12 protein-coding genes are annotated in these 13,227 nt (G+C 52.1%); 2 read left to right on the top strand and 10 right to left on the bottom strand.

Annotation, left to right across the window (positions count from 1 at the left end):
• Positions 1–75: 75 nt before the first annotated feature.
• From fabF to yceD, 8 genes are all read right to left on the bottom strand, one after another.
• The gene (gene fabF, locus ACJHXA_RS00720; protein ID WP_000044679.1) at positions 76–1,317 is read right to left on the bottom strand and encodes a beta-ketoacyl-ACP synthase II; all 1,242 of its coding nucleotides are present in this window, start codon (positions 1,315–1,317) and stop codon (positions 76–78) included.
• A gap of 87 nt (positions 1,318–1,404) precedes the next feature.
• On the bottom strand, positions 1,405–1,641 hold the full coding sequence (gene acpP, locus ACJHXA_RS00715) for an acyl carrier protein (protein ID WP_000103754.1): 237 nt from the start codon (positions 1,639–1,641) through the stop codon (positions 1,405–1,407).
• Between the two features lie 210 nt (positions 1,642–1,851).
• A complete protein-coding gene (gene fabG / locus ACJHXA_RS00710; protein ID WP_001008535.1) occupies positions 1,852–2,586 on the bottom strand; it encodes a 3-oxoacyl-ACP reductase FabG in 735 nt (244 codons plus the stop codon).
• Between the two features lie 12 nt (positions 2,587–2,598).
• A complete protein-coding gene (fabD, locus tag ACJHXA_RS00705; protein WP_000191372.1) occupies positions 2,599–3,528 on the bottom strand; it encodes an ACP S-malonyltransferase in 930 nt (309 codons plus the stop codon).
• 15 nt (positions 3,529–3,543) lie between these two features.
• Entirely contained in the window at positions 3,544–4,497 is a 954-nt protein-coding gene (gene fabH, locus ACJHXA_RS00700; protein ID WP_000288132.1) for a beta-ketoacyl-ACP synthase III, read from the bottom strand.
• A gap of 67 nt (positions 4,498–4,564) precedes the next feature.
• Positions 4,565–5,635 (bottom strand): phosphate acyltransferase PlsX, encoded by a 1,071-nt coding sequence (gene plsX / locus ACJHXA_RS00695; RefSeq protein ID WP_000197578.1) that lies wholly within the window; start codon positions 5,633–5,635, stop codon positions 4,565–4,567.
• Positions 5,636–5,715: 80 nt separating this feature from the next.
• The gene (gene rpmF, locus ACJHXA_RS00690) at positions 5,716–5,889 is read right to left on the bottom strand and encodes a 50S ribosomal protein L32 (protein ID WP_000290727.1); all 174 of its coding nucleotides are present in this window, start codon (positions 5,887–5,889) and stop codon (positions 5,716–5,718) included.
• Between the two features lie 51 nt (positions 5,890–5,940).
• Positions 5,941–6,462 (bottom strand): 23S rRNA accumulation protein YceD, encoded by a 522-nt coding sequence (gene yceD, locus ACJHXA_RS00685; protein ID WP_001174481.1) that lies wholly within the window; start codon positions 6,460–6,462, stop codon positions 5,941–5,943.
• A 198-nt stretch (positions 6,463–6,660) separates the two neighbouring features.
• Here yceD and yceF point away from each other — a divergent pair, with 198 nt between their 5' ends.
• On the top strand, positions 6,661–7,245 hold the full coding sequence (gene yceF / locus ACJHXA_RS00680) for a 7-methyl-GTP pyrophosphatase (RefSeq protein ID WP_001125202.1): 585 nt from the start codon (positions 6,661–6,663) through the stop codon (positions 7,243–7,245).
• A 111-nt stretch (positions 7,246–7,356) separates the two neighbouring features.
• Here the strand turns inward: yceF and rluC are convergent, their stop codons facing one another.
• Positions 7,357–8,316, bottom strand: a complete 960-nt coding sequence (gene rluC, locus ACJHXA_RS00675) for a 23S rRNA pseudouridine(955/2504/2580) synthase RluC (protein ID WP_000846343.1) — start codon at positions 8,314–8,316, stop codon at positions 7,357–7,359.
• A 572-nt stretch (positions 8,317–8,888) separates the two neighbouring features.
• Between rluC and rne the strand changes: the two genes are divergently transcribed.
• Positions 8,889–12,074: a ribonuclease E gene (gene rne / locus ACJHXA_RS00670; protein WP_000827378.1), complete on the top strand. Its 3,186-nt coding sequence runs from the start codon at positions 8,889–8,891 to the stop codon at positions 12,072–12,074.
• Positions 12,075–12,270: 196 nt separating this feature from the next.
• On the opposite strand, the gene flgL is transcribed toward rne, so the two are convergent.
• Positions 12,271–13,224 (bottom strand): flagellar hook-associated protein FlgL, encoded by a 954-nt coding sequence (flgL, locus tag ACJHXA_RS00665; RefSeq protein WP_001212781.1) that lies wholly within the window; start codon positions 13,222–13,224, stop codon positions 12,271–12,273.
• Between the last annotated feature and the right edge of the window lie 3 nt (positions 13,225–13,227).

Raw genomic sequence — 13,227 nt, 5'->3', positions numbered from 1 at the left:
TACGGAACAAGTCGGAATAAAAGCTAAGAAAAAAGGCCCGCAAGCGGACCTTTTATAAGGGTGGAAAATGACAACTTAGATCTTTTTAAAGATCAAAGAACCATTAGTGCCACCGAAGCCGAAGGAGTTACACAGCGTGTATTCCATTCCGCTGACCTGACGTGCTTCATGCGGTACGAAATCCAGATCGCAACCTTCATCCGGGTTATCCAGGTTGATGGTTGGCGGAACAGCCTGATCGCGCAGCGCCAGGATGGAGTAGATAGATTCTACTGCACCCGCCGCACCTAACAGATGACCGGTCATAGATTTCGTGGAGCTTACCAACACACGGCTTGCAGCTTCACCGAAGATGGTTTTCACCGCCTGCGCTTCAGCTTTATCGCCAGCCGGCGTAGAAGTACCGTGCGCGTTAACGTAGCCAATCTGACTCGCTTCAATGCCTGCATCACGCAGAGCATTTGCCATTGCCAGAGCTGCGCCTGCGCCATTTTCTGGCGGTGACGTCATATGATAAGCATCGCTGCTCATACCAAAGCCGACGAGTTCAGCGTAAATTTTCGCACCGCGTTTTTTCGCGTGTTCGTACTCTTCAAGTACCAGCATACCGGCACCATCGCCCAGTACGAAGCCATCACGCTCTTTATCCCACGGGCGGCTCGCCGCTTGCGGGTTATCATTGCGGGTAGATAATGCACGTGCCGCGCCAAAACCACCAACGCCCAGCGGCGTACTGGCTTTCTCTGCGCCACCTGCAACCATCACGTCAGCATCGCCATACGCGATAATACGCGCAGCATGACCAATGTTGTGCACGCCGGAAGTACAGGCGGTCGCGATAGAGATGCTTGGGCCACGCAGGCCATACATGATAGTCAGATGACCTGCCACCATGTTCACAATCGTTGACGGAACGAAGAATGGGCTGATCTTACGTGGACCACCGTTCATCAGAGATGTGTGGTTTTCTTCGATCAGTCCGAGGCCGCCAATCCCGGAGCCAATTGCGGCACCAATGCGGGTTGCGTTCTCTTCCGTTATTTCAAGGCCAGAATCCTGCATGGCCTGAACGCCAGCGACAATTCCATATTGAATGAAGGCATCCATCTTGCGCTGTTCTTTGCGCGAGATAATGTCCTCACAGTTAAAATCCTTTACTAAGCCAGCAAATTTCGTTGCATAGGCGCTAGTATCGAAATGGTCGATTAGGCTGATGCCACTCTGACCGGCAAGCAGAGCTTTCCAGGTAGACTCTACGGTATTGCCGACAGGAGACAACATGCCCAGTCCGGTCACAACTACACGACGCTTAGACACGTTTGTCCTCCAGGGAGGGAAAAAATGATTCTAGTGGGACAAAAAGATAAAACTCAGGCGGTCGAACGACCGCCTGGAGATGTTCACTTACGCCTGGTGGCCGTTGATGTAATCAATGGCAGCCTGAACGGTGGTGATTTTCTCAGCTTCTTCGTCCGGAATCTCAGTATCAAACTCTTCTTCCAGAGCCATTACCAGCTCAACGGTGTCAAGAGAATCCGCGCCCAGGTCTTCAACGAAAGAAGCATTGTTGGTAACTTCTTCCTGCTTAACGCCCAGCTGTTCGCCGATAATTTTCTTAACGCGTTCTTCGATAGTGCTCATACTCTTAAATTTCCTATCAAAACTCGCTTTCGCGATGGTTTTCGTAGTGTATAAAATGTTGAAAAATTTGCAACTAAATCCCGGCAGGTCTTACCACGATTTTACGTTATTTTGAGGCCTTACCCCCCAATAACGCAAATCATTTTGCACTAATTATTACTCATAACCACGCAGACTGCGCGCAACATGAGCATTTTGTGCAAATCGCGGTCAGACCATGTACATCCCGCCGTTCACATGCAAAGTTTCACCCGTGATGTAAGCTGCTTCGTCGGATGCCAGGAATGCAACCGCGTTGGCGATTTCCTGTGCGCCGCCGAGGCGACCCGCAGGAACCTGCGCCAGGATACCCGCACGCTGGTCATCGCTCAGCGCACGTGTCATGTCCGTTTCAATAAAGCCCGGAGCAACAACGTTTACAGTAATACCGCGTGACGCAACTTCGCGCGCCAGTGATTTACTGAAGCCGATCAAGCCCGCTTTCGCCGCAGCGTAGTTGGCCTGACCGCCATTTCCCATGGTACCAACCACAGAACCGATAGTGATAATACGACCATGACGCTTTTTCATCATAGCGCGCATTACCGCTTTTGACAGACGGAAAACAGATGAAAGGTTGGTTTCGATAATATCGTTCCACTCTTCATCTTTCATTCGCATTAACAGGTTATCACGAGTGATACCGGCATTATTGACCAGGATATCCACTTCACCAAATTCTGCGCGAATTTTTTCCAGAACAGATTCGATAGATGCCGGGTCGGTCACATTCAACATCAGACCTTTGCCGTTGGCACCTAAATAATCACTGATCGCCTGAGCGCCATTTTCACTGGTCGCAGTGCCAATAACTTTCGCGCCACGGGCTGCGAGCGTTTCAGCAATTGCGCGGCCAATTCCGCGGCTTGCACCGGTTACCAGTGCGATTTTTCCTTCAAAATTCATGATTTTCCTCTTTTAAAGCTCGAGCGCCGCTGCCATCGCTGAAGGTTCGTTCAGCGCCGAGGCGGTCAGGGTGTCGACAATGCGTTTCGTCAGGCCAGTAAGCACTTTGCCCGGGCCGACTTCATAGAGATGTTCTACGCCTTGCGCTGCCATGTACTCAACAGACTTCGTCCACTGAACCGGGTTATACAACTGACGTACCAGTGCGTCACGGATGGCATCACCATTGGTTTCGCATTTCACATCAACGTTATTCACAACAGGAACTGTTGGTGCGTTAAAGGTGATTTTCGCTAATTCTACTGCCAGTTTGTCGGCTGCTGGTTTCATCAGCGCACAGTGAGACGGTACGCTCACTGGTAACGGCAGAGCGCGTTTTGCGCCCGCAGCTTTACAGGCAGCGCCAGCACGCTCAACCGCTTCTTTATGACCGGCAATAACCACCTGTCCCGGAGAGTTAAAGTTTACCGGAGAAACGACCTGACCTTCTGCAGCTTCTTCACACGCTTTCGCAATAGACGCATCATCCAGACCGATGATTGCCGCCATAGCGCCCGTGCCTTCCGGTACGGCTTCTTGCATAAACTTGCCGCGCATCTCAACCAGACGCACCGCATCAGCGAAATCAATCACACCAGCGCAAACCAGCGCGGAGTATTCCCCCAGGCTGTGACCGGCCATCATTGCCGGTGCTTTACCGCCCTGCTGCTGCCATACGCGATACAGCGCAACAGAGGCAGTCAACAGCGCAGGCTGAGTTTGCCAGGTTTTATTCAGTTCTTCAGCTGGCCCCTGCTGGGTCAGCGCCCACAGGTCGTAGCCCAGCGCCGCAGAAGCTTCAGCAAACGTTTCTTCGACAATTGGATAGCTCGCCGCCATATCAGCCAGCATTCCAACGGTTTGAGAACCCTGTCCAGGGAACACAAATGCAAATTGCGTCATGTTTTAATCCTTATCCTAGAAACGAACCAGCGCGGAGCCCCAGGTGAATCCACCGCCAAAGGCTTCAAGCAGAACCAACTGCCCCGGCTTAATGCGCCCGTCGCGTACAGCTTCATCCAGCGCGCACGGGACAGAGGCCGCAGAGGTATTACCGTGGCGATCCAGCGTCACCACGACATTGTCCATAGACATACCGAGTTTTTTCGCCGTTGCACTGATAATACGCAGGTTAGCCTGATGCGGAACCAGCCAGTCCAGTTGAGAACGGTCAAGATTATTCGCCGCCAGCGTCTCATCAACGATGTGCGCCAGTTCCGTTACCGCAACCTTGAAGACTTCGTTGCCCGCCATCGTCAGATGAATTGAATTCTCTGGATTCACGCGGTCGGCGTTTGGCAGCGTCAGCAATTCACCATAACTACCGTCGGCATGCAGATGGGTGGAAATGATTCCCGGCTCTTCAGAGGCAGCCAGCACCGCAGCGCCCGCGCCATCGCCAAAAATAATAATAGTCCCACGATCTGTTGGATCGCAGGTGCGCGCCAGTACATCGGAACCGACGACCAGAGCATACTTCACCGCCCCAGATTTCACGTATTGATCGGCTACGCTTAATGCATAGGTGAAACCTGCGCAGGCTGCTGCAACGTCAAATGCCGGGCAACCTTTAATGCCCAGCATGCTTTGAATCTGACAAGCTGCGCTCGGGAAAGCGTGCGTAGCAGAAGTCGTTGCCACAACGATCAGGCCAATCTGGTCTTTCTCAATGCCCGCCATCTCAATTGCGCGTGTCGCCGCTTCAAAGCCCATGGTTGAAACGGTTTCGTTTGGCGCGGCAATGTGGCGTTCGCGGATACCGGTACGAGTGACAATCCACTCGTCAGAGGTGTCCACCATTTTTTCCAAATCGGCGTTTGTCCGCACTTGTTCGGGCAGATAGCTGCCAGTACCAATAATCTTCGTATACATGTACGCTCAGTCACTTTTCGGTTATATACCGTCACTTGCAAACTGCGAGTTCGCTGGCAGCGTCCTGCTACCGCAGAGTTCCGCTTTTGCCACCGTCCAGCAGCTCAAAACCAGCTGGGTATACAGATTCCAGGCGAGCGGCAATTCGCTGAGGAACTTGTCGCTGCACCGCCTGCACTGCCTGTTCAATCGCGACCGCAAAAGCTCGCTGATTGGCTGCACCATGACTTTTTATCACCGTGCCGCGCAATCCTAACAGACAGGCGCCGTTATACTGGTCGGGGTTGAGGTGACTGAATCGCCTCGTCAGGCTCTTTTGTAGCCAACGCTTTAATAACAGTAGCCACCACGACCGTTTTTTCCCTTCACCCTGAGATTTCAGCAGAGAAAGGAACATCCTGACAACACCTTCCATCGTCTTTAATGTGACATTTCCTGTAAAGCCGTCACAAACCAGCACATCTGTCTTGCCAGTTAACAACTCATTGGCTTCAAGATAGCCGATATAATTGATAGAAGGGATTGTTTTAAGCACCGCTGAGGCATCCCGAATACTGTCGAGACCCTTTACTTCTTCTTCACCAATATTGAGCAACGCCACGCGAGGATTGGGAATTTCCACCACCTCTTCAGCCAGAACTGAGCCCATAATGGCAAATTGCACCAACATTGTGCTGTCACAATCGACGTTGGCCCCTAAGTCAAGGACCACCGTTTTGCCCTTTTGCTGATGTGGTAATACCGTCACCAGCGCCGGACGCTCAATCCCCTCCAGGGGCTTGAGTAATAATTTTGCCAGCCCCATCAGTGCCCCGGTATTACCGGCACTGACACAGGCTTGCGCTCGACCTTCTTTCACCAGCTCCAGGGCCACGCGCATTGAACTCCCACGACTGGCGCGGATAGCTTGCGAAGGCCGGGCATCACTGGCGATAACTGACTGCGCAGGAATAATCTGCAGACGCGAACGTTGTTCAAAGTCAGCTTTAGCAAGTAATGGCGTGATGGCGTCGGGATTGCCGACTAAAAGAAGAGTGAGTTGCGAATTAGAATTCAGTGCCTGCAATGCTGCAGGCACTGTCACGGAAGGGCCAAAATCCCCTCCCATGACATCTAACGCCAGGGTTAGACGTGTCAAGGTATCGTCGCCGCCCGGTTTGGTCTTTCCCCAGTTGCCTGGGGAAAATCCTCACTAAGCTTCATCACGCAGACGCGTGATTACTTAGCGATGACCTTGCGGCCGCGGTAGTAACCGTCGGCAGTGATGTGGTGACGCAGGTGTTTTTCACCAGAAGTTTTGTCTACAGACAGGCTGGTGACTGCGGTCAGCGCGTCATGGGAACGACGCATGCCACGTTTGGAACGGGTTGGTTTATTCTGTTGTACGGCCATGGACCTTACTCCTCAATTACGGTTTATCCCCGATCCAACGGGGAGCACCAATTACTTACGCTTTAAGCTGGCTAATACGGCAAATGGGTTTGGCTTTTGCGCTTCTTCAGGCAGTTCACCAAAGACCATGTCCGCTTCGGACACTTCACAGTGTTCAGAATCATGCACCGGAACTACCGGCAAGGCGAGGATGATTTCATCTTCAACCATTGCAAGCAGATCGATTTCACCGAATTCGTTAACCTCAATCGGTTCATACGCTTCCGGCAGTGCTTCAGCCTGTTCGTCTGAACGCACAGGACTAAAACAATACGTTGTGTAGACCTGATGAGTAAACGGCTTCCCGCAACGCTGACACTCGAGCGTTACCGTCACCTTCGCATCGCCGTTTAACACTGCGAGACGTTGGTTATCGATAGCGAACGACATGGAGCATTCCACATCACTGTCCACACTGACTACGGATTCGGCGACGCGCTCAACCTGATCAGGGGTATAGATACCCTGGTAATCAAGGCGTTTTTGAGCCGTACGAACCGGATCGAGAGTCAGGGGTAATTTTACCTTTTGCATAGGGCGCGCATATTAACTTTGTAACGTCATAGAGTCAAAGAAAAAGGCAGCCTGTGGTTGCCTTTTGCCAATAATTCGCACACATTGCGGGTTACTGCTTTATTTTCGTTCAGTGCTGATAACGAACATCAACCTGCAAAACGAAGCGCATAGTTTAAAATGGCTATCATCAATACGCTATATCTGATGGAAAAAAATATGCCTAAACTTATTTTAGCCTCCACCTCGCCATGGCGTCGCGCTCTTCTGGAAAAACTGCAAATCTCTTTTGAATGTGCAGCACCAGAGGTCGACGAAACCCCACGCAGCGACGAATCACCGCGACAGTTGGTGCTTCGACTGGCACAAGAAAAAGCGCAATCTCTGGCGTCACGTTATCCGGATCATTTAATTATTGGTTCAGACCAGGTATGTGTTCTTGATGGCGAAATCACCGGTAAACCGTTAACGGAAGAAAATGCCCGTCTGCAATTACGCAAAGCCAGCGGCAATATCGTCACCTTCTATACTGGACTGGCGTTGTTTAATTCGGCGAATGGGCATCTGCAAACAGAAGTGGAGCCTTTTGACGTCCATTTCCGTCACCTGAGCGAGGCGGAGATTGATAATTACGTGCGTAAAGAGCATCCCCTGCACTGCGCGGGTAGCTTTAAGAGTGAAGGATTTGGCATTACGCTGTTTGAGCGTTTAGAGGGGCGTGATCCTAACACGCTGGTTGGTTTACCGCTAATCGCGCTGTGTCAGATGTTACGTCGGGAAGGGAAAAACCCGCTGATGGGATAGTTTTTTGCGCCGGATGCGGTTACTTCGCATCCGGCAATCGGTGCTGGCGGCCTGATGCGGCGTAAACGCCTTATCAGGCCAACCGCCCATTATCAGGCTTATCTGCTTGTATTAGCGCGCGTTACGCAGCTTTTGCAAACAACGTTTCAAACCTTCATCCATCGGCGCTTCGATACGCATCACCTCACCGGTCCCCGGATGGGTAAACTTCAACGCTGCGGCGTGCAGGAACAGACGATTTAATCCCGTGCCTGCTTCAGTGAGCTGTCTGTCAAATTCACGGTCACCGTAGCGATCGTCAAAGGCAATCGGATGACCCGCATACTGTGTATGCACACGGATCTGATGAGTACGTCCGGTTACCGGGCTACAACGCACCAGGGTGGCAAATGCATAGCGTTCTTCCACTTTAAAGCGTGTTTCCGACGGTTTGCCTTCCTGACTGACACGCACGATACGTTCGCCGCTTTGCAGAATATTTTTCAATAACGGCGCTTGAACGCTCTTCACATGCGACTGCCACTGACCGCGCACCAGCGCCAGGTAATCTTTTTGCATTCCTTTTTCACGTAATTGCTCATGCAGAGAACGCAACGCCGAGCGTTTTTTCGCTACCAGCAACACACCTGAAGTGTCCCGGTCGAGACGATGAACCAGTTCAAGAAACCGCGCTTCCGGGCGCAACGCCCGCAAACCTTCGATAACGCCGAAGCTTAAACCACTGCCGCCATGTACCGCCGTACCGGAAGGTTTATTCAGCACCAGGATATGATCATCTTCATATAAGATGACGTCCGCCAGCGCCGCCACCTTTTGCAGATGTGGCGAAACCGCCTCTTCTTCCCGCTCAGCAACGCGAACCGGTGGGATACGCACCTCATCACCCGCTTCGAGTTTATATTCAGGCTTAATACGTTTTTTGTTCACCCGCACTTCGCCTTTACGCAAAATACGGTAAATCATACTTTTTGGTACGCCTTTCAATTGGGTACGCAAAAAGTTATCGATACGTTGCCCCGCTTCGTCAGCGGTGATAGCAACAATTTTTACGGATGGAGTCTCTGTTTTCATGGTGGGCGATTCTAATTAGCCAACAGGATTCGCGCCACTCATTTTTCTATGCTTATATTTAGTTTTGCACCTTATTACTTCACTACGTGATCACTTTATTGATGGTTATTAAACCAATCACCAGCAAGAAGTGAAAAAACTGTGAGTAAGCGGGTGATAAATGGTAAAAGTCATCTTGCTATAACAAGGCTTGCAGTGGAATAATGAGGCCGTTTCCGTGTCCATCCTTGTTAAAACAAGAAATTTTACGGAATAACCCATTTTGCCCGACCGATCATCCACGCAGCAATGGCGTAAGACGTATTGATCTTTCAGGCAGTTAGCGGGCTGCGGGTTGCAGTCCTTACCGGTAGATGGAAATATTTCTGGAGAGTAATACCCAGTCTGTTTCTTTGATAATTGCGCTGTTTTTCCGCATGAAAAACGGGCAACCGACACTCTGCGCCTCTTTGAGCTGACGATAACCGTGAGGTTGGCGACGCGACTAGACACGAGGCCATCGGTTCACACCCGGAAAGGCGTTACTTTGCCCGCAGCTTAGTCGTCAATGTAAGAATAATGAGTAAGTTACGATGAAAAGAATGTTAATCAACGCAACTCAGCAGGAAGAGTTGCGCGTTGCCCTTGTAGATGGGCAGCGTCTGTATGACCTGGATATCGAAAGTCCAGGGCACGAGCAGAAAAAGGCAAACATCTACAAAGGTAAAATCACCCGCATTGAACCGAGTCTGGAAGCTGCTTTTGTTGATTACGGCGCTGAACGTCACGGTTTCCTCCCACTAAAAGAAATTGCCCGCGAATATTTCCCTGCTAACTACAGTGCTCATGGTCGTCCCAACATTAAAGATGTGTTGCGTGAAGGTCAGGAAGTCATTGTTCAGATCGATAAAGAAGAGCGCGGCAACAAAGGCGCGGCATTAACCACCTTTATCAGTCTGGCGGGTAGCTATCTGGTTCTGATGCCGAACAACCCGCGCGCGGGTGGCATTTCTCGCCGTATCGAAGGCGACGACCGTACCGAATTAAAAGAAGCACTGGCAAGCCTTGAACTGCCGGAAGGCATGGGGCTTATCGTGCGCACCGCTGGCGTCGGCAAATCTGCTGAGGCGCTGCAATGGGATTTAAGCTTCCGTCTGAAACACTGGGAAGCCATCAAAAAAGCCGCTGAAAGCCGCCCGGCCCCGTTCCTGATTCATCAGGAGAGCAACGTAATCGTTCGCGCATTCCGCGATTACTTACGTCAGGACATCGGCGAAATCCTTATCGATAACCCGAAAGTGCTCGAACTGGCACGTCAGCATATCGCTGCATTAGGTCGCCCGGATTTCAGCAGCAAAATCAAACTATACACCGGCGAGATCCCGCTGTTCAGCCACTACCAGATCGAGTCGCAGATCGAGTCCGCCTTCCAGCGTGAAGTCCGTCTGCCATCCGGTGGTTCCATTGTTATCGACAGCACCGAAGCGTTAACGGCCATCGACATCAACTCCGCACGCGCGACCCGCGGCGGCGATATCGAAGAAACCGCGTTTAACACCAACCTCGAAGCTGCCGATGAGATTGCTCGTCAGCTGCGCCTGCGTGACCTCGGCGGCCTGATTGTTATCGACTTCATCGACATGACGCCTGTACGCCACCAGCGTGCGGTAGAAAACCGTCTGCGTGAAGCGGTGCGTCAGGACCGTGCGCGTATTCAAATCAGCCATATTTCTCGCTTTGGCCTGCTGGAAATGTCCCGTCAGCGCCTTAGCCCATCACTGGGTGAATCCAGTCATCACGTTTGTCCGCGTTGTTCTGGTACTGGCACCGTGCGTGACAACGAATCGCTGTCGCTCTCTATTCTGCGTCTGATCGAAGAAGAAGCGCTGAAAGAGAACACCCAGGAAGTTCACGCCATTGTTCCTGTGCCAATCGCTTCTTACCTGCTGAATGAAAAACGTTCTGCGGTAAATGCCATTGAAACTCGTCAGGACGGTGTGCGCTGTGTAATTGTGCCAAACGATCAGATGGAAACCCCGCACTACCACGTGCTGCGCGTGCGTAAAGGGGAAGAAACCCCAACCTTAAGCTACATGCTGCCGAAGCTGCATGAAGAAGCGATGGCGCTGCCGTCTGAAGAAGAGTTCGCTGAACGTAAGCGTCCGGAACAACCTGCGCTGGCAACCTTTGCCATGCCGGATGTGCCGCCAGCGCCAACGCCAGCTGAACCTGCCGCGCCTGTTGTAGCCCCAGCACCGAAAGCTGCACCGGCAACACCAGCAACTCCTGCACAACCAGGGCTGTTGAGCCGCTTCTTCGGCGCACTGAAAGCGCTGTTCAGCGGTAGTGAAGAAACCAAACCGACCGAGCAACCAGCACCGAAAGCAGAAGCGAAACCGGAACGTCAACAGGATCGTCGCAAGCCTCGTCAGAACAACCGCCGTGACCGTAATGAGCGCCGCGACACCCGTAGTGAACGTACTGAAGGCAGCGATAATCGCGAAGAAAACCGTCGTAATCGTCGCCAGGCACAGCAGCAGACTGCCGAGACGCGTGAGAGCCGTCAGCAAGCTGAGGTAACGGAAAAAGCGCGTACCACCGACGAGCAGCAAGCGCCGCGTCGTGAACGTAGCCGCCGCCGTAATGATGATAAACGTCAGGCGCAACAAGAAGCGAAGGCGCTGAATGTTGAAGAGCAATCTGTTCAGGAAACCGAACAGGAAGAACGTGTACGTCCGGTTCAGCCGCGTCGTAAACAGCGTCAGCTCAATCAGAAAGTGCGTTACGAGCAAAGCGTAGCCGAAGAAGCGGTAGTCGCACCGGTGGTTGAAGAAACTGCCGCTGCCGAACCAATTGTTCAGGAAGCGCCAGCTCCACGCACAGAACTGGTGAAAGTCCCGCTGCCAGTCGTAGCGCAAACTGCACCAGAACAGCAAGAAGAGAACAATGCTGATAACCGTGACAACGGTGGTATGCCGCGTCGTTCTCGCCGCTCGCCTCGTCACCTGCGCGTGAGTGGTCAGCGTCGTCGTCGCTATCGTGACGAGCGTTATCCAACCCAGTCGCCAATGCCGTTGACCGTAGCGTGCGCGTCTCCGGAACTGGCCTCTGGCAAAGTCTGGATCCGCTATCCAATTGTACGTCCGCAAGATGTACAGGTTGAAGAGCAGCGCGAACAGGAAGAAGTACAAGTGCAGCCGATGGTGACTGAGGTCCCTGTCGCCGCCGCTATCGAACCGGTTGTTAGCGCGCCAGTTATTGAAGAAGTGGCTGAAGTCGTAGAAGCCCCCGTTCAGGTTGCCGAACCGCAACCGGAAGTGGTTGAAACGACGCATCCTGAAGTAATTGCCGCCGCGGTAACTGAACAGCCGCAGGTGATTACCGAGTCTGATGTTGCCGTAGCCCAGGAAGTTGCAGAACACGCAGAACCGGTGGTTGAACCGCAGGAAGAGACGGCAGATATTGAAGAAGTTGCCGAAACTGCTGAGGTTGTGGTTGCTGAACCTGAAGTTGTTACTCAACCTGCCGCGCCAGTCGTCGCTGAAGTCGCAGCAGAAGTTGAAACGGTAGCCGCGGTTGAACCAGAGATCACCGTTGAGCATAACCACGCTACCGCGCCAATGACGCGCGCTCCGGCACCGGAATATGTTCCGGAGGCACCGCGTCACAGTGACTGGCAGCGCCCTACTTTTGCCTTCGAAGGTAAAGGTGCCGCAGGTGGTCATACGGCAACGCATCATGCCTCTGCCGCTCCTGCGCGTCCGCAACCTGTTGAGTAATAATTAGCTCAAAGTAATCAAGCCCTGGTAACTGCCAGGGCTTTTTTATTTCATGTTTGAATCAACATATTAAAATTCATCAAATGGCATCCTTGCTAACCAACAATGCAAAATAGGCAAAAAAAATGCCCGCCCCGGCGATCCCAGAGCGGGCAGACAAAACATACCCAGTTTCATGATATGTTTTAAAGCGAGCTTATTTGTTGAGCTGGAAGAGCGACAATCCCTGCATATCGGTAAATGCTTTATACGATGCCTGCAATGCCGTTTGCTGCATGATGTAAGATGAAATAGTTGCATTCCAGTCCACATCAACCAGATCGCTCATCTGCTGCGTTTGCCCTAAAGCGCGATCGCTACCTAAGGAATCCAGCGACTCCAGTTCGTTCAGCTGCGTGCCTAATTCCGCGCGAACAGTCAGCACATTGTTCAGCGAGTTTTTCAGTCCGCGGTTGGTTTTATCTAACGCCGCAGCGGCGGTTTCTTTATCCGCTTCGCTATCCGCGACCGGCGTTTTCAGGGCTGCGATGGCACTATCCAGCATGGCAAAAAGATTGGTTTCAGAAGCGCTACCGTCTGGTTCCGCTACCGCGTTGCTGGTAATACTGTCGAAAATTTTGTCACCCGTGTGCCCTATCACCATCGAACGCGAAGCATCGACCTGTTGTTTAATACTTTCTGCTCCACCGACGTATTTCCCTTTCTCTTCGCTAAACGGCGCAGTCTCTGTTTTATAACCGGCAAAAATGTAGCGCCCGTTACCGTCAGTGGTGTTCGCCAGATTCAGCAACTGGTCACGAAGCCCCTGAATATCCGTAGCCAGCGAGGCCCGGTCATCGTCACTCAAGGTGCCATTGCTGGCGTAGACAATTTTTTCCTGAGCATTCTGGATAGCAGTGGTGACCTGGCTAAGTACACTCTCTTCCAGTGACACTTTTTGAGTGGCGAAAGTACGTGCCAGCGTGTACTGGCTGTTTTGCGCCTGTGCCTGGGAGAGAACTACGGCTTGTGATGCTGCAATGGGATCGTCAGAAGGGTTAACGACTCGCTTACCCGTCGACATCTGCTCGCCGTACTTCATCCATTCTGCCTGAGAATTGGTGATGCCGCGCATGTTTTGCTGGTACATCATCTGGGTACTGAAACGCATTTT

The organism is Escherichia sp. WS33 (genome assembly GCF_046486385.1).
Classification (GTDB): Bacteria; Pseudomonadota; Gammaproteobacteria; order Enterobacterales; family Enterobacteriaceae; genus ECMA0423.
This window is presented reverse-complemented; position numbering and strand designations above follow the sequence as displayed.